Origin of the sequence: Nocardia sp. NPDC005745, from assembly GCF_040630775.1 — a bacterium.
Lineage (GTDB): Bacteria > Actinomycetota > Actinomycetes > Mycobacteriales > Mycobacteriaceae > Nocardia.
Map to the genome: position 1 here is coordinate 192,980 of NZ_JBEXYF010000011.1, position 21,462 is coordinate 214,441.

Annotated in this window: 26 protein-coding genes and 1 pseudogene; 15 read left to right on the plus strand and 12 right to left on the minus strand. The window is 63.8% G+C overall.

Features of this window, described 5'->3' with window-relative positions; translation table 11 throughout:
• Positions 1–174: 174 nt before the first annotated feature.
• Both ABZ420_RS14765 and ABZ420_RS14770 read right to left on the minus strand, forming a co-directional pair.
• A complete protein-coding gene (locus tag ABZ420_RS14765; RefSeq protein WP_357122038.1) occupies positions 175–609 on the minus strand; it encodes an effector binding domain-containing protein in 435 nt (144 codons plus the stop codon).
• Positions 606–1,049, minus strand: coding sequence for a GyrI-like domain-containing protein (locus ABZ420_RS14770; RefSeq protein ID WP_040869994.1), 444 nt, complete (start codon positions 1,047–1,049; stop codon positions 606–608). The genes ABZ420_RS14765 and ABZ420_RS14770 overlap by 4 nt, the downstream gene beginning before the upstream one ends.
• 363 nt (positions 1,050–1,412) lie before the next feature.
• Here ABZ420_RS14770 and ABZ420_RS14775 point away from each other — a divergent pair, with 363 nt between their 5' ends.
• Positions 1,413–2,150, plus strand: coding sequence for a uracil-DNA glycosylase (locus ABZ420_RS14775; protein ID WP_357122041.1), 738 nt, complete (start codon positions 1,413–1,415; stop codon positions 2,148–2,150).
• A gap of 29 nt (positions 2,151–2,179) precedes the next feature.
• On the opposite strand, the gene ABZ420_RS14780 is transcribed toward ABZ420_RS14775, so the two are convergent.
• The 3 genes from ABZ420_RS14780 to ABZ420_RS14790 all read right to left on the minus strand — a co-directional run bounded on the left by ABZ420_RS14780 (position 2,180) and on the right by ABZ420_RS14790 (position 4,155).
• Positions 2,180–2,413, minus strand: a complete 234-nt coding sequence (locus tag ABZ420_RS14780; protein WP_062975923.1) for a hypothetical protein — start codon at positions 2,411–2,413, stop codon at positions 2,180–2,182.
• Positions 2,414–2,503: 90 nt separating this feature from the next.
• On the minus strand, positions 2,504–2,689 hold the full coding sequence (locus tag ABZ420_RS14785; RefSeq protein WP_357122046.1) for a ferredoxin: 186 nt from the start codon (positions 2,687–2,689) through the stop codon (positions 2,504–2,506).
• Positions 2,686–4,155: a cytochrome P450 gene (locus ABZ420_RS14790; RefSeq protein ID WP_357122049.1), complete on the minus strand. Its 1,470-nt coding sequence runs from the start codon at positions 4,153–4,155 to the stop codon at positions 2,686–2,688. The genes ABZ420_RS14785 and ABZ420_RS14790 overlap by 4 nt, the downstream gene beginning before the upstream one ends.
• A gap of 101 nt (positions 4,156–4,256) precedes the next feature.
• Here ABZ420_RS14790 and ABZ420_RS14795 point away from each other — a divergent pair, with 101 nt between their 5' ends.
• Complete coding sequence (locus ABZ420_RS14795) at positions 4,257–4,922, plus strand: TetR/AcrR family transcriptional regulator (protein ID WP_357122052.1); 666 nt, start codon at positions 4,257–4,259, stop codon at positions 4,920–4,922.
• On the opposite strand, the gene ABZ420_RS14800 is transcribed toward ABZ420_RS14795, so the two are convergent.
• The gene (locus ABZ420_RS14800; RefSeq protein ID WP_357122055.1) at positions 4,906–5,532 is read right to left on the minus strand and encodes a TetR/AcrR family transcriptional regulator; all 627 of its coding nucleotides are present in this window, start codon (positions 5,530–5,532) and stop codon (positions 4,906–4,908) included. The genes ABZ420_RS14795 and ABZ420_RS14800 overlap by 17 nt on opposite strands.
• A gap of 137 nt (positions 5,533–5,669) precedes the next feature.
• Between ABZ420_RS14800 and ABZ420_RS14805 the strand changes: the two genes are divergently transcribed.
• From ABZ420_RS14805 to ABZ420_RS14815, 3 genes are all read left to right on the plus strand, one after another.
• Complete coding sequence (locus ABZ420_RS14805) at positions 5,670–6,122, plus strand: hypothetical protein (protein WP_357122058.1); 453 nt, start codon at positions 5,670–5,672, stop codon at positions 6,120–6,122.
• Positions 6,123–6,287: 165 nt separating this feature from the next.
• Entirely contained in the window at positions 6,288–6,659 is a 372-nt protein-coding gene (locus ABZ420_RS14810; RefSeq protein ID WP_357122061.1) for a DUF2511 domain-containing protein, read from the plus strand.
• Positions 6,660–6,883: 224 nt separating this feature from the next.
• A complete protein-coding gene (locus ABZ420_RS14815) occupies positions 6,884–7,420 on the plus strand; it encodes a hypothetical protein (protein ID WP_357122064.1) in 537 nt (178 codons plus the stop codon).
• Positions 7,421–7,451: 31 nt separating this feature from the next.
• Here ABZ420_RS14815 and ABZ420_RS14820 read toward each other — a convergent pair whose 3' ends face one another.
• Complete coding sequence (locus tag ABZ420_RS14820; RefSeq protein WP_357122067.1) at positions 7,452–8,018, minus strand: CGNR zinc finger domain-containing protein; 567 nt, start codon at positions 8,016–8,018, stop codon at positions 7,452–7,454.
• A gap of 103 nt (positions 8,019–8,121) precedes the next feature.
• Here ABZ420_RS14820 and ABZ420_RS14825 point away from each other — a divergent pair, with 103 nt between their 5' ends.
• From ABZ420_RS14825 to ABZ420_RS14835, 3 genes are all read left to right on the plus strand, one after another.
• Complete coding sequence (locus ABZ420_RS14825; RefSeq protein ID WP_357122070.1) at positions 8,122–9,339, plus strand: epoxide hydrolase family protein; 1,218 nt, start codon at positions 8,122–8,124, stop codon at positions 9,337–9,339.
• Positions 9,340–9,652: 313 nt separating this feature from the next.
• Positions 9,653–9,991, plus strand: a complete 339-nt coding sequence (locus tag ABZ420_RS14830) for a helix-turn-helix domain-containing protein (RefSeq protein ID WP_357122073.1) — start codon at positions 9,653–9,655, stop codon at positions 9,989–9,991.
• Positions 9,992–10,112: 121 nt separating this feature from the next.
• The gene (locus tag ABZ420_RS14835; RefSeq protein ID WP_357122076.1) at positions 10,113–10,874 is read left to right on the plus strand and encodes a restriction endonuclease; all 762 of its coding nucleotides are present in this window, start codon (positions 10,113–10,115) and stop codon (positions 10,872–10,874) included.
• Positions 10,875–11,132: 258 nt separating this feature from the next.
• Here the strand turns inward: ABZ420_RS14835 and ABZ420_RS14840 are convergent, their stop codons facing one another.
• Positions 11,133–12,011 carry a hypothetical protein gene (locus ABZ420_RS14840; RefSeq protein WP_357122079.1) on the minus strand — a complete coding sequence of 293 codons (879 nt, stop codon included), beginning with the start codon at positions 12,009–12,011 and terminating at the stop codon, positions 11,133–11,135.
• Positions 12,012–12,031: 20 nt separating this feature from the next.
• A complete protein-coding gene (locus ABZ420_RS14845) occupies positions 12,032–12,943 on the minus strand; it encodes an S-4TM family putative pore-forming effector (RefSeq protein WP_357122082.1) in 912 nt (303 codons plus the stop codon).
• Between the two features lie 1,459 nt (positions 12,944–14,402).
• Here ABZ420_RS14845 and ABZ420_RS14850 point away from each other — a divergent pair.
• Positions 14,403–15,221: an alpha/beta fold hydrolase gene (locus tag ABZ420_RS14850; RefSeq protein ID WP_357122085.1), complete on the plus strand. Its 819-nt coding sequence runs from the start codon at positions 14,403–14,405 to the stop codon at positions 15,219–15,221.
• On the opposite strand, the gene ABZ420_RS14855 is transcribed toward ABZ420_RS14850, so the two are convergent.
• Complete coding sequence (locus tag ABZ420_RS14855) at positions 15,210–16,649, minus strand: XRE family transcriptional regulator (RefSeq protein ID WP_357122088.1); 1,440 nt, start codon at positions 16,647–16,649, stop codon at positions 15,210–15,212. The genes ABZ420_RS14850 and ABZ420_RS14855 overlap by 12 nt on opposite strands.
• A 316-nt stretch (positions 16,650–16,965) precedes the next feature.
• Between ABZ420_RS14855 and ABZ420_RS14860 the strand changes: the two genes are divergently transcribed.
• Genes ABZ420_RS14860 through ABZ420_RS14870 form a run of 3 tightly spaced genes read left to right on the plus strand, consistent with a single transcriptional unit; the run spans position 16,966 to position 19,321 of the window.
• Positions 16,966–17,523: a hypothetical protein gene (locus tag ABZ420_RS14860; protein WP_357122091.1), complete on the plus strand. Its 558-nt coding sequence runs from the start codon at positions 16,966–16,968 to the stop codon at positions 17,521–17,523.
• A complete protein-coding gene (locus ABZ420_RS14865; protein WP_357122094.1) occupies positions 17,520–18,659 on the plus strand; it encodes a radical SAM protein in 1,140 nt (379 codons plus the stop codon). Before ABZ420_RS14860 ends, ABZ420_RS14865 begins: the two co-directional genes overlap by 4 nt.
• Positions 18,660–18,667: 8 nt before the next feature.
• The gene (locus ABZ420_RS14870) at positions 18,668–19,321 is read left to right on the plus strand and encodes a hypothetical protein (protein ID WP_357122097.1); all 654 of its coding nucleotides are present in this window, start codon (positions 18,668–18,670) and stop codon (positions 19,319–19,321) included.
• Between the two features lie 389 nt (positions 19,322–19,710).
• Here ABZ420_RS14870 and ABZ420_RS14875 read toward each other — a convergent pair whose 3' ends face one another.
• On the minus strand, positions 19,711–20,124 hold the full coding sequence (locus ABZ420_RS14875; RefSeq protein ID WP_357122100.1) for an NUDIX domain-containing protein: 414 nt from the start codon (positions 20,122–20,124) through the stop codon (positions 19,711–19,713).
• A 271-nt stretch (positions 20,125–20,395) separates the two neighbouring features.
• Here ABZ420_RS14875 and ABZ420_RS14880 point away from each other — a divergent pair, with 271 nt between their 5' ends.
• From ABZ420_RS14880 to ABZ420_RS14890, 3 genes and pseudogenes are all read left to right on the plus strand, one after another.
• Positions 20,396–20,584: a hypothetical protein gene (locus ABZ420_RS14880; RefSeq protein ID WP_357122103.1), complete on the plus strand. Its 189-nt coding sequence runs from the start codon at positions 20,396–20,398 to the stop codon at positions 20,582–20,584.
• Positions 20,585–20,590: 6 nt separating this feature from the next.
• On the plus strand, positions 20,591–20,794 hold the full coding sequence (locus tag ABZ420_RS14885; RefSeq protein WP_357122106.1) for a hypothetical protein: 204 nt from the start codon (positions 20,591–20,593) through the stop codon (positions 20,792–20,794).
• Positions 20,795–20,931: 137 nt separating this feature from the next.
• Positions 20,932–21,162, plus strand: a pseudogene (locus ABZ420_RS14890) (transposase); the annotation flags it as partial.
• A 39-nt stretch (positions 21,163–21,201) separates the two neighbouring features.
• Here ABZ420_RS14890 and ABZ420_RS14895 read toward each other — a convergent pair.
• On the minus strand, positions 21,202–21,462 hold a 261-nt coding region (locus tag ABZ420_RS14895; protein ID WP_357122108.1), incomplete at its 5' end, for an integrase core domain-containing protein.

Consider the following 21,462-nt stretch of genomic DNA (forward strand, 5'->3'; position numbering starts at 1 on the left):
AGACGAAGTTGCCCAGGGCAGTATCCGTCATCGGACAGGAATTGACCAGCCGTCCGGCTAATCTTCCGAAAACTCTGCGGTACATGCAATGTTTTTGCAGGTCAAACCCGGCGCAATCGCAATCGGAAATAACGGGGAGACCAGTCGGTTCGGGCGTAGTTACTATTTAGCAAGCTATACGAGGATGGAAATGAACAACTCGACCGACTCCGGCCCGTGCCAGATCTCGATCTCCTCCCGGTAAGCCCGGGTTATCTCGGCGGACGCCGTCGCGTCATCTACCTGCGCCCAGACGTCCTCGACGGGATCGTGATAGTCGCCATTCGGTGCGAAACGGGCATAAACGCCTTTCGGCACCCGCACCAAGACGTCACCCACCGGGACAGCGTCCGGTGACGGGTACTCGAAGCAGACCACCGCGTTGTAGTTCCCGGCCGGATCCGGCACGTACACCGTGTACATCGGATGGTCCTCGCCGGCCCGGTCGCGCAGCCGGTCCTTGAGGAAATCGATCAGGTCGCTGTTGCTGACCTTGAAACTCGGGCGCACCCGCGGCACCACCAGCCCGCCGTAGATCGCCTCGGCGCGCACCACGATCGCATAGCTCATCGCGCGTCGACCGCCAGGTACAGATCGATCTTGTAGGCGTGCGGATAGCACTCGAAATCGCCGGTGTAGGTCCGTTTGATCTGGTTGTGCTCCTCGGCATAGGCGATCTGCGTCCACAGGTCGGTCATCACCTGCGGGAAGTTGCCGACCGAGGAGAACCGGGCGTAGGCCCCGCCCGGCAGCCGAGCGACCAGGTGCCCGCGGGTGACCTCGTCGAACGACGCGCACTGATAGCCGACGATCTGTGTGTTGTAAGTGCCCAGCTCGCCGGTGTAATCGGTGTAGGCGCTGGCCAGCGGGCCGCCGAGTTCCTGGTGCAACACCGCGGCCCAGGCGGCCTCCAGGTCACGGTCACGCAGTTCCCCGAGCGCACGTTTGGGGCTGCGCACCGGCAGCCCGGCAACCCACGTCTCGTCCCGCTCGACGATTTCAAACTGCATGGAAAGACTCTTTCGGAGAAAGCCGGAGGTGAACCACCGCGTCCGGTCGGTCGGAATCGCCATGCTACCAACACGGACCGGGTGGTACCGATCACACATCGTCCCCGACGGCCGGGCGATCACCCCGCTGAACTGGACAGATGTCCGAAGCGGTACGGTCCGGACGGAGGCGATCGGCTGCCGACAGCACCGGCGGGTCGCGCTGATGCATAGTGGGCATGATCGTCCGGTTCGCCCCTCGGGCAGCCCCGAACGGAGTTCTGATGAACGAGACGCCGATCTCCGACCGGCACCGCCGCGCCGCGCCCGGGCACGCCCGCCGGCCGTGCGAGCACGCCGCCGACCCGAACAACCGGTGCTGACATGTGCCGGACCATCGCCGAACTCGACGCGGCGGTCGCCGACTGCTTCGCCTGCCCGCGTCTGGTCGCCTGGCGAGAGCTCGTCGCGCGACAGAAGCGCGCCGCCTTCCGCGACCAGACCTATTGGGGCCGCCCGGTCCCCGGCTTCGGCCCGGCGGACGCGCGGATGCTGATCGTCGGACTCGCGCCGGCCGCGCACGGCGGCAACCGGACCGGACGGATGTTCACCGGCGACCGTAGTGGCGACGTGCTCTACGCGGCGCTGCACGCGGTCGGTCTCGCCAACCAGCCGACCGCGATCAGCCTCGACGACGGCCTGCGGCTCGACGGTGTGCGGATCACCGCTCCGGTGCATTGCGCGCCACCGGACAACAAGCCGACGCCGGAGGAACGGGATCGCTGCGGCCACTGGTTGGACACCGAATTGCGGTTGCTGACGCCCACCGTCCGGTCGGTGGTGGTACTCGGCGCGTTCGGCTGGCAAGCCTTGCTCCCGGTACTGGCACGGGCGGGCTGGATGGTGCCGCGCCCGCGGCCGCGCTTCGGCCACGGCGCGCACGTGGAACTGGCCGCGACCGACGCCGAACGGAACCCGCTGCACCTCTTCGGCTGCTATCACGTCAGTCAGCAGAACACCTTCACCGGACGACTCACTCCGGCCATGCTCGAGGCGGTACTCGCCGACGCGGCCGAAACCGCCGGGCTCGAGGTACGGCGAAGCCACGTACCGCGCGGGTGATCGCTCCCGCATCGCCGCTGTCGCGCGATTCAGACGTGATCGACCAGGGCCGGGTGACCCGCTTCATGGGCGCAGTGCGCGCAGCAGAAGTACTCTCCCCGCGCCTCCACCCCGTGGCCGAGGATGCGGCAGGAACAGTGCGTGCACGTGGGCGCCATGGCGTTGATCGCGCATTCGAAGCTGTCGAAGGTGGCGGACTCGCCGTCGCGGGTGATGGTGAACGTCTTGTCGTACTCGTTTCCGCAGGTTTCGCAGGTGGCCATCTGGTCTCACCGGTCCTCTCGCGTCGAATGGACTAGAGCGTCGCAGTTCGCGGTACCCAGCGCCGTCGACGCAAAACGAATCGGGAAACCTCAGGTCAGGCGCAGCGCTTGGACCGGGCAACTGTCCACGACGAGCTCGAGCAGCTCCCGCTCGGTCGGCGCGACCGTGTCCGCGGGCACGACGATTCCGTCCTCGCCGACCCGGAACAGATCCGGCGCCAGCGCTTCGCACATGCCATGGCCCGCGCACACGATGCGGTCGGCGACGATTCTCATCGGCCGATCCGCTCCAACCGGAGGGGCAGGCCGTCGGCGGGCACCGGTCCGGTCCCGGCGACCAGCGGTAGCTCGTAGCCGTCCGGCACGCTCCAGCGATACCGCAACAACATCTGGTGCACCACGGCTTTGACCGTCATGCCGCCGAAGTAGAGGCCGATGCACTTGTGCGCCCCGCCGCCGAAGGGCGCCCACGCGAAGCGGTGCGATCTGTCCTCACGGCGGTGGTCGGCGAAACGTTCCGGATCGAATGTGTCGGCGTCGTGCCAGTACTCCTCGTTGCGCATGAGCCCGTACGTCCCGCACAGGATGAACGTCCCCTTCGGCAGGTAGTACCCGAGGATGTCGGTGTCGGCGATGGTTTCGCGAACTTGCTGAGCCACCGGCGAGTAGACCCGCAGCGCCTCCTTGAACGCGAGGTCGAGCGAGGGCAGGCGGTCGAGGTCGTCGTAGTCCAGCGCGGGCTTGCCCAGCGCGACGGATTCCGCGCGCAGCCGCTCCTGCCATTCCGGATGCCTGCCCAGCTCGTAGACGAGCATGGACGCCGCGATGGTGCTGGTGTCGTGAGCGGCCATCATCACGAAGATCATGTGCTCGACCACCTCGTCGTCGGTGAAGGACTCGCCCTCCGCGGTGCTCGCCCGGCACAGCACGCTGAACAGATCGTTGCCGCCGCCCGCGCGCTTGGCGGGCAGCTCGCGGCGGAAGTGCTCCTCCAGCACCCGGCGCCCGCGCACGCCGCGGGCCCACACCCCGCCCGGCACGTTCGCCCGGATCAGCGCCGCTCCACCGCGCACCGCGTCCTCGAAGGCGCGCTCCAGCCGTGCGGCGTCCGCACTGGGTTCCGCGCCCGCGAAGACCTCGGTGGCCTGCTGGAGCAGCAGCTTCTTGATCGCAAGGTAGACGCGGAAGTCGTCGGCCGGCTCCCACTGCGCGATGCCGCGGGTGATCCGCGGCGTGGTCATGTCGAGGTAGCCGATCAACCGCGGCCGCGTGAAAGCCTGCTGCATGACGCGCCGGTGGAAGAGGTGGTCGTCGAAATCGCGCAGCAGCAAGCCGCCGCGGAAGAACGGGCCGATCAGCCACTCCCAGCCGCGTTGCGCGGACAACACCTTGTTCCGGTCCAGCATCACCGCCTCGTACCCCTCCGGGCTGCCGAAGGTGACCATCCGCCTGCCGAGCATGCCGAACCACTGCACCGGACCGAAGCGATCGAAGCGGGTGCGCGCGAATCCGATCGGATCGGCCAAGGCGTGCACGGTGTACCCGATACCGGGAAGCCCGAAGTCGCCGAGCACCGGTTTCAGTCCGCTACCCTGCGGCGGATCGGCCAGCGGCCGCACCGGCGCCGGGTAATGCGCGACCGCCCGCGCGGCCGCCCGCTGCGCATGCCACGCCCAGGTGGTCCGCGCTCGGCGGATCGTGCCGGAGACCTCATCGAACGACTGGGGCACAAGCAGACTCATGACCGTCTTCCCTTCGCGACACTGCGGTAGTCCGACGATAGAGGAAACATACGTTTCCGTAAACGTTTGTTTCCCAATTTTGGCTGTGCCAAGCTTGCGTGGTGACCCGAACCGTCAGCGGCACCTACCGCGGAGCCTCCACGGCCGAGCGCCGTGAGGACCGGCGCAGGCGGTTGCTCGACGCCGCCCTAGACATCATCGGCACCCAGGGACTGTCGGCGTTGACCGTGCGCGGGGTCTGCGAACAGGCCAAAGTCGGCCCGCGCTTCTTCTACGAAGCGTTTCCCGACCGCGACGCGCTCGCCTCCGGCGTGCTGGTGGAGATCCAGCAGGCGGCGCTCGACCGGGCGAAGGCCGCCATCGCCGAGACCGCGGGCGCGCCCGCCGACCGGATCCGCGCCGGGGTCGCGGCCCTCATCGTCGAACTCACCGACGATCCGCGGCGGGCGAAGGTGGCCTTCGCCCAGACCTACGGCGACGAGGCGCTCATGCGCAGCAGGTTCGCGGGCATGCGGCAGGTCGCCGACGTCATCATCGAGCAGACGCGGCTGGTGCTCGAATTGCCCGAAGGGCAGGACACCGCCATCGCCGCGACCTCCCAGCTGATCACCGGCGGCGCGGCCGAACTGGTCATGGTCTGGCTGGACGGCGGACTCGACGTCGACCGGGACGGGTTGATCGCGCTGCTCGGCGATTTCACCGTGGCGATGCTCGATCGGTTGCCCGCGGTCGCCGCGCGACTGTCCGGTCTCACACCAGATTCCTGATCAACGACGACATCAGCGGCTCGCGCAACCCGGGCAGCGCGGCGAAGTCGCCCGCGACGACGCGGTTGGTCGCCAAGGAGACGACCGCGCCGATCACCGCCTCGCCCGCCAGCCGCTGATGCGGCCGGGCCGCGCCGAGCGCCGCGGCGAATCCGTCCACCAGAGCGGCCTGGGCCACCAGCCGCCGCTCCAGCACGGACCTGCCCGCCGCGTACACCTCCACCAGAAAGACCTTCGCGACCTGCGGTTCCTGCGCGAGGGTGGAGAAATACGCGTCGAGTGCGCGGTCTATCCGCTCCAGCGGCGTTCCGTCGGCCGCGAGCGCTCCCGCGATCCGGGTCATCACGATCTCCACGGCCATGTCGTAGGCGGCGAGGAAGCACGCCTCCTTGTTCGCGAAATGCTGATAGAAGGTCATCCGCGACACCTCGGCCCGTTTCAGCACGTCGGCCACCGTCGCCGCCGCGTAGCCCCTGTCCGCGGCCGCCTCGATCATCGCCACCAGCAGGCGGGCCCGCTGCGCGGCCACCACGTCTTCCGGCGCGATGCCGTGATTACCGCCGTGCAGTTTCCCGCCCGCCCGCGCTTTCAGCAACGATCCTCGCTCCACGTACCGATGCTAGGCCGGTCACGGTTCCGCGCATACCGCGGCGACGATGCGCGGGAATCGGACCGCGAACGGTCCCGGGCGGGGCACAATGGCCGTCCGAGAGTGCTCGATTCGACGAAGAAGGAGCGTGATCGACAGTGCTGGGCAGACAGCCGGCGGGACGAAGCGCCCTGGTCGCGGCGCTGTGCATCGGCGGGTTCGCCGCGTCGGCGGCCCCGGCGACGGCGGATGAACCCGCGTTCGTGAAAATCGGAGTGGTCTACACCTTCGGCGATATCTGCTACGGCGAAGGCCGGGCAGGCGTCTCCTCGCCCACCGGAACACCCGGTGCGGCCCGTTTCGGCATCAGCTTCGCCAATCAGACCCCGGTGGACACGCCGTGCGCCTTCACCGCGTTCGCCAACTGGCGCAACCTCGACACCGGCGCCGCGGGCACCGTGGCCGTCCCCATCCGCGACGACACGGCTGGGAACCAGCCACCGGGAACGGTCTTCGCCGCCCTGCCCACCGGCCCCGGCCGCGTACAGGTCGACGTGACAACCGACTACCCGCACCTGGCGGCCCCGCCGGTCGAGATCAAGATCAACTGAGATTCGACTCCGCCCACCGCGCCGCATCCCTGGCGCTGCGTCGGTTTCCGCCGGTAGGCTGCGTTCCGAGCGCCTCGAGTCGGCGCGACGCAAAGGGGGAATACACGGATGTCCGTGTCGGAAAAGCGCGTTGATCTCGATACTCGCCGCAGGAATCTCCGGCGAATGCTGGTCACCGGTCTCATCGCAGGCACGTTGGCGACCTCCGCATGCGGTGGCGGGTCAGGTCCGAAGAACCCCGCGCACCCGGTTCCGTCACCCCTCCCGACGCCGACTTCCAGCAGTCAGGCGATCAGTAGCGAGAATCTGGGCTACCTGTGGCCGCTCACCGTCGACCACGGCACCCTGGAATGCCGGCCCGGTGACCTCGCCGTGTTCATCGCCCCCGACGGCACCGCCTACGCGTTGAACGACAACGCCTCCACCGCCGGAATCGCGAGCATCGAACCCGTTCGCGCCACCGGCGCCGGAGGCGACAAGATCAGCCTCGGGGCCATGCGTAGCAAAGCCCTCGCGCTCTGCCATCTTTCCGGCTGACGGCCGGCAGCTTTCCGGCCGAATCCGAGGACATCGCGGGCGCTCTGCGGATCCGCTGACGAAAGCGGGTGATGGCGGTGCGCGAGCTGTGCCCGGCTCCTAGACTGGAGAATTGCGGCACGGTCGACCGTCGAAGCGCCGCGGCAGCTTCACGATCGGCGTAACTCGAAGTCCCGATCCAGCGAGGGCCGGTGCATCCGGTCCGCCCCATGCAGGAGGGCCGCATGCCCGACTCGTTCCATCTGCGCGTCTGCCTGGTCGGCCCAGGTTGCCTTTGCCCAACGGTGACGCTGTTCCTCGCACTGGAGCCGCTGATCCCGGGTGGCAACATGCTGCACCTACTCGAGCAGACCCCGCTGTCCACCGACACCGGCGCACCGACCCCCGACGCCGAGGTGATCGACCTGGTCGAGAACGAACCGGCAGCCGGGGACCCAGGGCTACGTCCCGAACTGCACGAGTTCCGTACCGGCCGCCCCGACCCCCATCAGGTCCACGACATCCTGCACGACCACCTCATCACCGACGCCGCGCCGATCGGCTTGGACATCACCGATCCCACCGAACTGACCCGCCTGGCGCTGCTCCCCGAACATCCCATCGGCTACCGCCGCATCGACGACTTCCAGCAGGAAGCGACGGCCCGCGCCATGCTCGCGGTCTACCGCCTCTTCGAGGTGGACCAGCGAGTCCGCCTGATGTACCACGGCTTCGCCGACCCCGGCACCGGCTGGTTCGCCCTGCGTAGCGCCACTGCTTGAGCCGCCGGGCAGCTCTCCCCGTTGACCATGGTCAGCCTTTGTTCTTGCGCTGGTTGGCATTGAAGCGCGCCTTCTTCTGACGATTCCCGCACGTGTTCATGTCGCACCATTTGCGCGTGCGACTCTGACTGGTGTCGAAGAAGGCGGCTCGGCAGGTCGGCGATGCGCACAAGGCCAATTTTCCGTCGCGTTCGCCTGCGATGATGCTGATCGCGTCGGCGGCGATCACGCCTAGGGCATCTTCTACGCAGGAAGCCGAGCCGAGTCGCCATTGACGACTGCCCTCGGGCGTCAGGATGGCCGCCGCCCGCCCCGCCATGCTGCGGTCATTGATGACTTGGACAGCAGACGCGGGCAGAGGGGCATGAATCGCGGCCGCTGTCGCGGCGACGTGAATCGATTCCCTCAGTTCCCGGGCGAGTTCGAGCTGAGCGGTGGTGCAGGAGTCCACGGCCAGGCCGCTCACGACCAGCCAGTCGACCAGTCGCTGCGGCGTGGGAATGCGTTCCACCGGGACGCCATGACGCTCCGACAGAGTCCCCGTGAAGCTGGTCGCCAGCACGTTACCGAGGCGAAATTCGGGAGGCCCAGCAGGCATGGAACCACCTTAGCTGGTTGCAGGCTGATGCCGAGCCATGTTAGAACCGTCTTAGCCGGTTCTCGATATGCCGTAGCCGGTTCCGCGATGACCAGGAGGTCTCATGCCCGCACTCGGCCACCTCGATCCGGTTTTCCCGCCCGACCCCGTCGGCGTGCAAGCATTCGAAGCCCACGCGAGTGACGCCGACCTCGACGATCTGCGCGCGCGACTTGCCGCGGCGCGGCTACCGGAGGCCGAGACCGTCTATCGCGCCGCCCCCGATCCTCGCCGCTGGGACCAGGGCGTTCCTCTCGCCGACCTCGTCGACGTCGTGAACTATTGGCGCACCGAGTACAACTGGCGGTCGTTCGAAGAGCGTCTCAACCGGATCGGCCAGTTCCGCACGACCATCGACGATCTGGGAATCCACTTCCTGCACCGCCGATCCGCGCGCGCAGACGCCACTCCTCTGATCTTGACGCACGGCTGGCCGGACAGCATCGCTCGGTTCATCGATGTAGTAGACGAGCTGGCAGATCCGAAAGACGCAGACGCGCCGGCGTTCCACGTCGTGGTTCCGTCGTTGCCAGGCTTCGGTTACAGCGACAAACCGGCCACCACCGGGTGGGGAACCGAAAAGATCGCGGCCGCATGGGTGGAACTGATGGGAAGGCTCGGCTACAGCAAGTTCGCAGCCCATGGCGGCGACTGGGGAGGCAATATCACCACGGTTCTCGGCGGCAGGTTCCCGGCGCATGTTCTCGGCATCCACACGACATTCGCGGAGGCGCCGCCCGGGTTGACAACGGACGGGCTGACGGCGGTCGAGCGCGAATGGACCGAGGAAACCCGCGATTTCTGGAGCGGATCGTCGACGCGCCACCGCGCGGCATACGCGAAGCAGCAGGCGACCCGACCGCAGACCATCGGCTACTCGCTCGTCGACTCACCGGTCGGGCTACTCGCGTGGATCCTCGACAAGTTCGCCGAGTGGAGCGATACCGAAGACAGCCCATTCGAGACGATTTCCAGAGACCGCGTTCTCGACGACGTCACCCTGTATTGGCTGACGCGGACGGGCGCGTCGTCGGCCCGCATCTACTACGAGAGCCACAACTCGCTCGACCCCGAACTTCGGGTCGACGTCCCCTCGGCCCTCACTATGTACCCCCGCGACATCGAGAAGTGTCCGCGCCCTTGGGCACAGGAGCGATACCGACAGATCGTCCGATGGAGGTCGCCCGAAACCGGGGGCCATTTCCCGTCGCTGGAGGTCCCCGAGTATTTCGTCAAGGACCTGCAAGAAGGCATCGCAGCAGTGCTGGCCGCTGATCGGTGAACGCGGCCGTGCCCGGAATCGGTCCTAGGATCCGAGTTGCGCCAATTGCTCGGCCCGGCGAGCGTTTACCACCTGCCCGAAAGCGCGCCGACCATGAAGCCCTGGACGGCTCGACGACGAACAACACACGCAACCACCGAGATGTTGCTCGCACATGCCACAGAACGACGAAGCTGCAGGTCGATGACCTGCGGCTTCGTCAGTGAGTGGGCTTCCTGAGGTCGCAGTCAAACAATGAAACCCCTGGTCAGGCACTTGTGCAGTTGGTGGCCGACGCCGAGTGTGATGTACGAGACGGGTGTCACCTCGGGGTTTGACTACCGCCTCACCGAAGCGGATCCGCCGGCTGTCCGAGGAGGAGCGGACATCGCTGGCAGAGGACTACCGCAGCGGCATGACGGTGTACGAGCTGGCAACGAAGTTTGGGATCGACCGGAGCACCGTGAGCAACCATCTCAAGCGGATGGGCGTAGAGATGCGGCGGCAGGGGCTGTCAGAGGAGCAAATCGAGGAGGCCGTGCGGCTGTACGTCGAGCAGCGATGGTCGCTGGTCAGGATCGGCGAGAAGCTCGGGGTTGATCACGGGACGGTGTGGAACCGGCTGCGAGAGCGTGGGGTAAGGATGCGGGATACGCAGGGGAGGAATAGATAGCAGACGCCCGTGCATGTTTCGCCACCACACTGCCCCACGCCGTAGGCTCACCGAGGACGTTCGTCGTCTGGCGCGCGCTCCGAGCCAACGACGAGCCAGGCAACAGACACGGAGGGCCGACTTGCTGGATCTCGATTCGTTGGATTGGCAAACCTTTGAAGCGCTTGCCATCATGCTGCTACGGCGCGAATCGTACAAGGTAACCTCACAGCCAACACCCGGCCGCAAAGGCTTTGATAGCGGAGTCGATGTAGTTGCAAGTTCTCCCAATCATGAGCAAACGTTTGTAATCATCAAACATTGGCGCCATGCTCGGACTGCCAACTCTCAAGCGCGACACACCGTTAACGCTACCACCCGGCTTCGCGAACAATTCCCGGAAGCAAACGTTCTGCTCATTACTTCAGCTGATCTCACCCGCGCGTTCGACGCAATTCTGCATGTGCATGGCGTAATTTTGTGGGATCGGGCCTATGTCCAGCACCTTTTATCAGTTCATACTGATATTGCATCATTAGTCGCGAAGAAAGCACAGGATAGAAATCTCAACGACCTACTTAGCGAACCGGAAGAACCGCCAATCGCAACACTGGAAAGCCGTGTTGCGGCAGATCTTGCTGCCATCCCACCCGGGCGGGATAAGTGGAAACTATACGAGGACACAGCCGCAAAGCTCCTGACAGAGATCTACGTGCAGTACCTGGATCCTCCCGTACTCCAGAATCGCACTGACGATGATCTCGATATAGTGGACGCCATTTCGATATCCCCTATACGGACTCTCCCTGGTCTCAAGTCCGCACTACATATAAGACTCATTTTGTTGTGGCGGAGTTCAAGAATTACGCAGACAGTATCAGTCCACCGCAGGTTCGCCAGCTAGATGAGTATCTGTGGCCGGAAGCGTTCCGCATGTTCGGGTTACTTGTTTCTCGAAAGGGTCCGAACGATCAGGCTCTCGCCGCGCGGAGGAAAGCCTGGATCCGCCAGAAGAAAGTTATTGTCTTCTTGGATGACGACTCTCTCATAGAGATGGCGCGGCTCGTAGACGAGGGTCGCGATCCATACCGACTCGTACATGAACAGCTTATGGACTTTTTCCGAACACTAACGCCCTGACTACGAGGTAGGGGATAAAATTCTAGCCGTAGCTGGGAAACCGAGAGCCAAGTACGATACCCCATTGCCTGATCGATTCCTTATGGTCACCACGGTCTTCAGCAGCAAGAGCGAGATCAGCACGATCTCGCGCAGCCCCCAAGGAAGTGTTTACCGCATCACGAGCAGTAGAGGTAAGGTAGCTCGATAAATCGCCGCCATACCCAGCTGGATCTTGAACGCTGAGATTGTACTGATTATATTCGAAAAATACACGCAGCGCCTTTCTACGATTGTCGCCCAAAGACGAGAATGAGCGAGCCGCCATCATCTCCATGTGAAATGACGACAAACGCGAGCTGTGCGCTCTGTTCCACTGTTTTGCAATCACGACGAACCTTTTAAGATTTCCCCCAAGCTCACTATTACGCCTATTCATGTACTGCTCATGCTCAATCGGATTGGTCGTTAGCCAGTTCCCTGAGCCATCAGGTATGCCGTACGCACCGGATGTATATTTGATAACTGCGGCGACATCCACCTCTAATCCATCCGAGTAGAAAAGCCGAACAGCCTGCCCACGAGCGCCCACTTTCTTCACCGCTGACGTAGCATTGAGGCTATTACGCACACGGTAAAGAAATTCGCTTGAATCGTACTGATACTTGCTCGCCCACAGATCACTATCCACAGCAAGGTGAACCAGCAGATCGATATCCTCGAACGGCTTGCTCGCCGTGTGACGCCCCAATGAGCCGATCACCTTTGTCGACTGATACCGCATTGTCGAGGTCGCCGGGAAAGCTATCTTCAGAACATCAACAACTTTTTCCTTGCGCTCCTTAACTCGAAGCGTAACACTTTCGTCCTCCTTGATTGCCGCATAAAAATCATTGAACGCCTGCGCTGTTGTCAGTGCCATATCTATCTACATCTTTCTATTCATGCCTGGTTAAGTTGGTCAGCGGCTGTGTGCATCGCCGCCTCGTTCCGCTTCCGTGTGATCTTGTATATGAAGTCGGGCACCTGTGGCGCGTTTCTACGGAGATCGAAGATTCGCTCCTGCCATACCAGCAGATCTTGCGAATCGACCGGCGGATTGCTGCCACCCAATCTGGTTTCAACTGTAGTTGCTAAGTCTCGCCGATCCTTAGCTGCGCGACGAATGCTTCTCCAATATTCCCAAACATCAAGAAAAGCTGGCAGCAGTGGCAGCATCGCGCCGAGCAAGAACGCTGACAGAGACAGTTTCAGAACGAGGCTCGCAACTATCAGCACAACGATCCAAACTGTCAATGTGACCACCCAAACCCTGGCAGTCATATTAAGCAGACGATCCGAATACGACGCATTCGCGCGCTGACATACCGCAACTGTCTTGAGGCCGGACTGATTGACATCAATCGGATACCAATCGTTAAGATTTCCTTTCCTGGCGCGTTCAGCTATTTTTCCGTCAGGCCCCGCAAGGCTTGCGATATCCTCCAGCGAGGGCAGGGTTGAGCGAATTCCAGTCGTAGGCATGCCGAAGACCGTGAAATCGAATCTTTCCTGTACCGATGCCGCACGTTCGACCGTTTTTTGCTCAAGCTGGAAGAGCGCCGTGCGACCGATAAATATCCAGCCACCCGCGACTGCCCCGGCGACGACCGCCAGGTTGGGCCAAATGACAGCAATGGGCGGTGCAGCTAGCGCAATCACCAACATGCCGAGCCAGCGGAGAGCCAGCCAGCGCTTCGACTGAGAATACAGCTTTCGCTGCGCTAAGAGCAGGCGCAGTGCGTCTCTGCTGTTCTGTCGGTCACCTATCTCCCTCCCGCTGGGAGGTGTGTACTCTGTTGCGCCTACCGTCATATCTACGATTGCCCACCTTTCCGTTTCCAGCAAGCATCTACGTCTGCGTGCTGCACCACCGGGCGCGATCCCGTTTGCTGCATCTTCGCATGAGCCACCGACATGTTCCAAGGGAATGTAATCCGACCAGTTGGTATATCTAATAGGTCAATAGGAGGCTCCGTCAGAGAGCATCGAAAGATATGATCTAGCAACAGTCGCCTACGCATCAGGCTGCAGCGTCAAGCCTGTATGCTCGGCTTCCTGGCGATGCCAACGCTCGTGCCGTTGCAGCTGCGCCATAATCGCGACGCGTTCGGTTTCCTCGTCGTCGAAACGGCCAATTATTTCATCTAGCTTGTCATAGATGCCATCACTCTCGCCCTTATTAGCTTTGTTTCCAAGCTCGGCTTCGATTTTGTTAAAGCGCTTGTCCCATATAAGCGTAGAGCTTTGTAAATTGGTTATTGAATTGCTCTTCAGTCATAAAAGTTCTATCATATGAAAACCACATATAAAGATCAATTTCTAAAGCTCAGAAAGTGTTTTGGCGGTAAGCCGGTCGGATAGCAACGAGGAGTTTCATCGATTGCTATCCGACCGGCCGTTCACCAGAGGCTCTGAGCGCGGCTCAGCTGTCCAACCGCTCCCCTGCCTGTTGACCGCGGCGTCCGCGTGGGCGACGCGTGCCGTCGGTCTCGGCTTCCGTCACATCCGGCTCGTCTTGAGCTGGCGGTGGTGGCGGCGAGGCGATGAACAGGTTGTCGATCGCTGCCTGCCGGGCGCGGGCCCTCTTCCTCCATGGCCGCACGGGCGGCGCTGGCCCTGGCCATCAGGTCGGGATCCTGCTTGGCGGCTTCGATATAGGCATCGACGGCCTTGAAGCATTCCTGCTTCAAGCTGCTGCCGCGCAGTTCGGCAATTCAGGTGAGCTGGGCGTACCTGGCGGTGTCGATACGGATGGCAAGGGTAATCTCCTTGCCTCCATCGGGTGTGGACATCGTTCCTCCTCGGTGCGAGCGGCCGGTGATCGCTGGTGCGCTTACGGGAACGGCCGCAGGACACCGACGAGCTGCCGTCCGCAGGCGACCGACTGCTGGGGGATGGCAGCGGTCGCTCCGGCGGAGGCATTGTGGTTCCGAAGAACCGTCCCTAGTTAATGACACCTGCATGTCGGACTCAATCGTCCGATCGGGCGGCGCGTCGGGCGCGGCGATGACCGATGCGACATACCGAGACACTGGCTGCGCGCTTTGAATGACACCGGCCGTGGCACCAAGTTTCCTGTTGTAGAACGCACTACATTGCCCACCTGCGCCCGGAACGGGGGCTTACCGGCCGACACGCGCCCGAATGGCCTCCCCAGCCCCAGTACGGCCGGGGCGGGCGGCACGGGGCGAAATTTGCGCTGTGATGCAGCTCTGCGCTCTCGTCTGAGCGCCGCCTGGTCGCGGGTGCGCGCCTCTGCTTCACTGATTTGGTGCCCTCAGCCAGCGCCACCACCCGAATCCGCACACTCGACGGCCTCTACCTTGCAGCCACCCTCGTCATTCCCGAGCAGCCAGTGGCGCGTGCCGTCCTACTGGTGCACGGCGGAGGCGTCACCCGCGAGGAGGGCGGCTTCTTCACTCGCCTAGCGGCGGGTCTGGTTGACGCTGGAATCGCCTCGCTTCGCTTCGATCTTCGTGGTCATGGCGAGAGCGAGGGCCGACAACAGGAGCTGACGCTTTCCACCATCCTGAATGACATCCGCGTCAGTCTGGCGCACCTCCGAGAGGCCACCGGCGCAGACGAGCTGAGCCTCCTGGGCGCGAGCTTCGGCGGCGGCATCTGCGGCTACTACGCAGCCAAGCGCCCGGACGAACTGGCGCGGCTGGTTCTGCTCAATCCGCAGTTCGACTACAAGAAGCGAACCATCGACACCCGACCGTACTGGACAAACGACGTCATCAACGACGAGGCTGCCCGCGAGCTAAATGAGACCGGCGCCATTCAGTTCACGCCGACGCTCAATCACGGTCGCCCGCTCCTGAACGAAGTGTTCTGGCTGAAGCCGAACGAGGTGCTCGGCGAGATCGAGACGCCGACCCTCATCGTCCACGGCAACGCTGACACGCTGGTGCCGATCGACGGCTCACGCGCCGCGGTTGCTCAGTTCACCGCACCCGTCGAGCTGGTGGAGATCGACGGTTCACAGCACGGCTTCGCCGTCCACGATGATCCGCAGTACCTCAATCCCAAGAGCCAGGAGTATCAAGCCGAGGTCATCGGGATCGTGGCGCAGTGGCTACGGCATTAGGACGTCGCTCAGCATCCGGACACTCGGCCGGTTGCGCCACGGGTCAAGCGCCCGAACGACCTCCACCACCACATTCATGGTGCGCTCGGATCGTGTCTCTCTGGCGACCGTCACCGCCGCGGCGGCAACGTTCGCCGCTTCATCGGGCTCACCGCCGAGCGCCAGAGCCTTGGCTCGCCGAGCCCCGAACAGGCCGCTGTCGCGTTTGGAGAGGGTGCCGCCCGTCAGCACGTCACCGAACAACTGGACGGCTTGGTGCGGCTTGCCCGCTTCGGTGTAGCAACAGGCTGAGCGGACGAGCAGCGTGTCCTGGTTGAAGTAGGCCCCGAGTCCATCCCCACCGGCATCTTCGGCAGCGGATAACAACTGCTGGGCGTGGCCGAGATTCTGTTCGACCGCGGCCAGTGGTTCGCCGATCATGGCGAGGCCCAGCGCCTCTTGCTGTATCACCTCTGCCTTGGCTCGGGGTGGGAGCTGCCACGGCCCGGTGCCGGCCGCCTGCGCCAAGGACAGCACGGTGCCTGCATCCTGTGTGTCGTAGGCCATTTGAGACTTCTTGAGCAGGACGTAGCCCTGGAGCGGCAAGCTGCCCGCTGCCTGCGCCCATTCCATTGCCCGGTCGTACAGGAACGTCGCGGTCAGCGGATCGTGCAAGTCGCGGTAGAGCCAGCCTGCGAACTCCGCGCCGTCGGCTCCTACCTCCAGTAGCTGACGCCAGATTTCGGGCTTGGCATCGCGGCCACGCCGGCGGATGGCCCCGAGTACGCCAAGAACGAGCGGGAGCGCTGAGGCTGGACCAAGTGTGCCGTCGTCGGCTTTGCATCGGACGAGCTGCTGGCGGAAAAAGTCCACCACAGGCCCGTCGAAGTAGCGGTGCGCGTTGTCCAGCGCCGCGCCGACGCGTTGCAGCTCGTCGGCATTACCGACAGGAGGCGCTTCGGTTCCGTCCGATGCCAACCACCGGGCCAACAGCAAAGCATTCTCGCCAGCCCCACGCGAAACGGATGGTATTGCTGCCGCCACACCGTCGACGGACGGTGGCACTTTGAACCACAGCAGCTCGTCCGGGATGCCGAGGATCTGTGCCCATCGCACCAACTTCGAGAGCTGTTCGGGCGCCGGGCCTTTTTCGATGCGGCTGAGCTGCGCCTGGGTCAGTTCGAGCCAATTGGCAACAAGCTCCTGCGGCAGTGGTCGACCGTGGTACGGATGCGTCCGATAGGCGAAGATCACGCGACCCATATGCCAGGTGGCGAGGGCATCGCGGATCTGGTCGGTATGCCAGAAATCACCAGCAACGCTCGGCGGCTGTTGCCGCTCACCCCGAGATGCAGATTCGCAAGGGGCGCAGAGAGGTTCGGGGTTGTAGCGATTCAACCTGGAACCGCATCGGGCGCAGTAGCGCTGCTCCTGGGATGCCCGTTTCATGGTTTGTTTCCCCTGGGGTCTCTTGGGCGTTGGTACGCCGTCTGCCCTGGTCGGGTGACCGTACCAGGGCAAGGCATTGGCCGCTATACGTTTCATACATAGCGCGTATACCCCCGCGCAGTGGCCGTTTTTGAGCAGTCGGCTGACCCTTAGCCAGTCACCCAAAGGTCCACTAGGGAAAGGGGATGCCGTGGCATTGTCCCTCGTCGTTCCGATTTTCGGACCACCAGCCGCTGGAAAAACGACCCTGACGCTGCGTCTCGGATCGGCGTCAGGTCGCCGGGTATTCCGACTGCGCGAGCATGTCTCCGAGGAGGTGCTGGCCGCTACCGCTACGAGCCGTGAGCAACTCGGCTGGATAGACGAGTTCACCGTGGCCGAGGCGCTCCGCTCCTACTTCAACGCCGCCCACGACGAACCGGATGTTCATACCGTCCTGTTGGACAACTTCCCGGGCTCGGCGAGCCAGGTCGACCAACTCCTGACCACGCTGTGGATGTTGACCCCGACGCCGCATATCGAAGCCATCGAAGTCGTCACGGACGCCAAGACGCTCAAGCAGCGGGCCAGAAACCGCAAGGTCTGCCACCGCTGCGAGCGTGACCCGATCTCCGATCCGCGGCTGCCGGCGATTCCGAGCGACGACGACCCGTGGCAGTGCGCCCACTGCGGCGGCCTCCTGCATCCCCGCCGTGGTGATTCACCTCGACTGCTCAAGGCGCGGATGCAGCGCTACCACTACACGGCAGCCGGAATCCGGGCGGGCTTTACCGACTCCGGGATCGCGGTCACCCAGCTCGACACCACCAACACGATCAACGGAGCAGCGGATCTGCTTGCCCCGCTCCTTATCTCACGGAGTAGATCACTATGACGACTGTCCCCTTGCCAACCCCCAGCCTCCGAGGCGATGGCTACGGCCACGCCCGCATGCCGCGCCGAATCGACCTCCCTGCGCCAGAGCGCATCGACCGCGTGGCCTACGGCCGATTCCGCAACGTCTACCTCTACATCACCGAAGCCTGCCAACTGCGCTGCGAGCACTGCTACATGGGCGAGCGGCTGGAGCGGGCGCTCAAGATGCCGCTGCCGAAGATCGCCGAGACGCTGACCACCTGGCGCAAGTTGGGCGGCAGCAAGCTCACCCTCCTCGGCGGCGAACCGACGCTGCATCCGTACTACTGCGAAGCCGTGCGGCTCAGTCGCCAGCTCGGCTACGAGCATGTCATCACCACGACGAATGCTCAGAAGCCCGCGCTCAAGAAGTTCCGGCAACTGGCGCCGGACGACTTCGCGTACGTGCAGGTCAGCTTGGACGGTGGCAGCCGGGAGACACACGACGCCGTGCGCGGCACCGGCACTTTCGATGACGCGATGGAGACCACGCGCGAGCTGGCCGAGCGCGGTTTCGATACCCGGATCATCTGCACGGTGAACAAGGCAAACGAACGAGATGTATTGCAGCTGCTCGACATCGCGGACGTGCTGGGCGTCAGCTTGGTGAAGTTTCACGTCTTCTCGACCATCGGCACCGGCCACGGCAACGCCGAGATGGCTATGACGCCGCCGGAATGGGTGAAGTTCTGCGACAACCTCAATCAGGTTGCGCCGGAGTACAGAACACGGGTCTGGTATCAACCGACCTACGCCCGGCGTGACCAGATGGAGCGCTACGCGGCCGAGGGCTACCAGGGCTGCATCGGCCGAACCTTGGACCGGATCTCGATCTTCCCGGATGGCCGCTGCTACGTCTGCTCGTATCTGTTCGACACCGACCTGTACTTCGCCCAGATGGTCGACGGGCACGTCCAGCTCAACCACAACACCAACGAGTTCGACCTGTTCACCAGCGCACTGGCCGAAAGCTCCTGCGGCGGCTGCAAAGCCGGCGCGTGCATGGGCGGCTGCCCCGCCGAGGAGCTGGTGATGGGCAAAGCCTCCTGCGAGGCATACGACGACATCGTGCCGGTCTGCCGCCTCTGGAAGTCCAGCGCCAAGCCCGAAGAATGAGGATACCGATGGACGACATGGACCGGATCGCCGAAAATCTGTGCTGGATCGACTGGAACGACATCGACGACGTTGAACTCAATTGCCGTGAAGCCCTGAACGAAATTGCGGCCGAGCCCCGCATCGTGCGCACGCGGCTGGAGCAGCTGCCCGACCGACCGGAACTGCTTGGTCTGTGCGAGCACTACGACATCCTCGACAAGATCGTGCTGCACACCGATGACGATCACGGCGTGCGTATCCGGCTGCACGTCTTCCTGCCCGGCTACTTCGACCGGCCGCACAACCACCGCTGGTCCTATGCCAGCCGTATCCTGCGCGGCCGGTATCGGCACTATTTGTTCGGGAATGCCGAGGTAGACGAGCACATCGAGCCTATGAAACTGCCAGTGTTGCAAGCGCGGGAGGAGCCGGTGGGCACGACCTACGCCCTGCACCACACGATGGTTCACGCTGTCGTGGCAGAGCCGTACACGGTGTCGCTGGTGGTCCGCGGCCCGGCGGTCAAGGACAAGTTCCTCGTGATGGACCGCAAGACGGGCGAGGCGTGGTGGCAGTACGGCGCGACGCAGGAATCGGCAGAAGATGCGCTCCGCAAGCGGATGACGCCTGCCAGGCTGCAAGGACTCATCGGCTGCCTGGACGAGTGGCAGTTGTTCTAGCTGGCGACGGACTGCGAGCGCGAGGCGATGAACGCTTGCGGCTCGGCCAAGGTCGGCAGCGGGGCACTCTGGTGTCGTGCACACCGAAGCGCCCCGCTGGCCGTTCCAAGCAGCATGCCACGATGCATCGGCTATCCGGCCCGCAGGCCGTAGAGCAAACCCGCCGAGAAAGCTGCCCCTGCAGGCATGGACACCGTTTCCGACCTGCTGACGGCGACCGCGCAGCACCCTCCGGCCGTCACAACCACCCAGGCAGCGCCGGTCCGAATACTTCGGATTCCCCCGGGGTTCGCCACCGGAAACGGGCAGGTTCCACAGCTCCGCCAGCTTCCACAGCTCCGCCAGCTCCAGGTAGCTGACGCACCGGGGTTGGACTGGAGGTCATAGCGCTACCAGCCGTAGACGGAGAACGGTGTGCCATCGGCGATGTGCCGCATCGCGGTGCGGCAGTAGTCGATCATGCGATCCGGCGGAGCGCCGAGCGCGAACCAGTCGAGCGCGCTGCACTTATCGGGCTCACAGTTCGTCGGCTCGCCCTGCCAGTTCGTCACGGTGAAGAAGATCGCCATACGGCCACCGGACGACGAGTTGTGCATGATGTGGCTGAACTGCACATCCTCCGGCCTGATCGTCACGCCGATCTCCTCGGCGGCTTCGCGGGTCAGAGCGGTGACGACGGATTCGCCAGCCTCCAGGTGGCCGGCGGGCAAGTGCCATGCGCCGTCCTCGAACCCGGTGTTGTAGCGCTGCCCGTAGAGCACGGTGTCGCCACGGCGCAACACCAGGTGAACGTCGCTAGTCACCCTGTGCCGCTGCGCCTTTGCATGTTGGATCGTCTCGGTTGCCGTACTACTCATGGATGCTTCCTTTCGTTCAGATGTTGTCGTTGATGCCGCGCACGGCGGCTGAAGCGCGTGAAGCGCCCCGAGCCTAATCCGCGGCCGGCTTGCCGAATATGTGCCGGACGCATACCCGCAGGGCAACCGCCGGTATAGAACCGTTCGGACACCCGGACCAGGCTCGACCCTGGGACCGCCGTGTAGCGGCCCGGTCGCCAACGGGAGGAACCGGGAGATGACGAAAGACCTGCGGCACATCCACATCGGGTCCGGTGCGCTGCGGCTGGACTATCAAGCCAGCGCCACACACGTCAGAAACGTGGCCGATGAACTGGCGCAGTGCTGTCCGGGACTCACGGTGACTGTCGATGACAACGTGCGGGAAGGTCTGCCACCCCTGCCCTGCGCGGCGCTCTGGGATTGATGCCTGATGACTACGCCAGAACCTCTGAACCACAGAACCTTTGTCCAAGCGGACGGCATGCTGGCCGAATTCATGTGCCAGGTGCAGTTGCTTGATCTCACTGTGAAACGCGCCAGGGAACTGCGGTATATCCACCGCCATCACCATCCGGACGAATGCATCGTGCATCTGGAAGCGGCGTACATACTGTTGATCGAAGACGGGGACTGAGCGATGTCGCCAGAATTCCGATCGGGTCAGGATAGTGCGTTCGGCCCCGGAGAAGATGGCGGCTTAGACCGTGTCTTACGTGGTTGTGATTCGGTTTCGCTGCGTCGGATCCGGTTGTGCTGCATGATGTTCGGTTTATGACCGACGTGTTGTCGAAACGACTTGTGCCGGATGAGCTGTGGGCTCTGGCCGAGCCGTTGCTGCCGGAATTCACGCCGCGCCCGCAAGGTGGTGGCACCGCGCCGACCGACGAGCGGGCGGTGTTCACGGCGGTGGTGTTCGTGCTGACCAGCGGTTGCGCCTGGCGGATGCTGCCGCCGTCGTTCGGCGTCACCGTCCCGACCGCACACCGCCGGTTCAGCGTGTGGACCGAGGCCTGAGGTTCACCCCGAATGGTGGACAGTTGGTTACGCGGCGTTCGCCGCGTCTGTCGATATTGACTGTTCGTAGCGGAGGGGACTGATCCCGCCGATCGAGGAGTGTCGCCGGGAAGTGTTGTATCGGTGAATCCATTTGTCAACCGCGGCAACGAGTTCGGTCTTGTGGGTGAAGGTGTGGCGGTAGTAGAACTCGTGTTTGAAGGTGGACCACAGCGATTCGGCGGGACTGTTGTCCCAGCAGATGCCGGTGGCGCCCATGGAGCGGCGCAGCCCGTGGCGGGCGCAGGT

Coding starts and splice junctions, on each gene's coding strand:
- ABZ420_RS14790 (WP_357122049.1), bottom strand. CDS start 4,155: ATGAGTCTGCTTGTGCCCCAGTCGTTCGATGAGGTCTCCGGCACGATC.
- ABZ420_RS14845 (WP_357122082.1), bottom strand. CDS start 12,943: ATGACGGTAGGCGCAACAGAGTACACACCTCCCAGCGGGAGGGAGATA.
- ABZ420_RS14785 (WP_357122046.1), bottom strand. CDS start 2,689: ATGAGAATCGTCGCCGACCGCATCGTGTGCGCGGGCCATGGCATGTGC.
- ABZ420_RS14765 (WP_357122038.1), bottom strand. CDS start 609: ATGAGCTATGCGATCGTGGTGCGCGCCGAGGCGATCTACGGCGGGCTG.
- ABZ420_RS14775 (WP_357122041.1), top strand. CDS start 1,413: ATGTGCCGGACCATCGCCGAACTCGACGCGGCGGTCGCCGACTGCTTC.
- ABZ420_RS14810 (WP_357122061.1), top strand. CDS start 6,288: ATGCTGGTCACCGGTCTCATCGCAGGCACGTTGGCGACCTCCGCATGC.
- ABZ420_RS14825 (WP_357122070.1), top strand. CDS start 8,122: ATGCCCGCACTCGGCCACCTCGATCCGGTTTTCCCGCCCGACCCCGTC.
- ABZ420_RS14870 (WP_357122097.1), top strand. CDS start 18,668: ATGGACGACATGGACCGGATCGCCGAAAATCTGTGCTGGATCGACTGG.
- ABZ420_RS14865 (WP_357122094.1), top strand. CDS start 17,520: ATGACGACTGTCCCCTTGCCAACCCCCAGCCTCCGAGGCGATGGCTAC.
- ABZ420_RS14820 (WP_357122067.1), bottom strand. CDS start 8,018: ATGCCTGCTGGGCCTCCCGAATTTCGCCTCGGTAACGTGCTGGCGACC.
- ABZ420_RS14880 (WP_357122103.1), top strand. CDS start 20,396: ATGACGAAAGACCTGCGGCACATCCACATCGGGTCCGGTGCGCTGCGG.
- ABZ420_RS14780 (WP_062975923.1), bottom strand. CDS start 2,413: ATGGCCACCTGCGAAACCTGCGGAAACGAGTACGACAAGACGTTCACC.
- ABZ420_RS14855 (WP_357122088.1), bottom strand. CDS start 16,649: ATGAAACGGGCATCCCAGGAGCAGCGCTACTGCGCCCGATGCGGTTCC.
- ABZ420_RS14815 (WP_357122064.1), top strand. CDS start 6,884: ATGCCCGACTCGTTCCATCTGCGCGTCTGCCTGGTCGGCCCAGGTTGC.
- ABZ420_RS14840 (WP_357122079.1), bottom strand. CDS start 12,011: ATGGCACTGACAACAGCGCAGGCGTTCAATGATTTTTATGCGGCAATC.
- ABZ420_RS14885 (WP_357122106.1), top strand. CDS start 20,591: ATGACTACGCCAGAACCTCTGAACCACAGAACCTTTGTCCAAGCGGAC.
- ABZ420_RS14770 (WP_040869994.1), bottom strand. CDS start 1,049: ATGCAGTTTGAAATCGTCGAGCGGGACGAGACGTGGGTTGCCGGGCTG.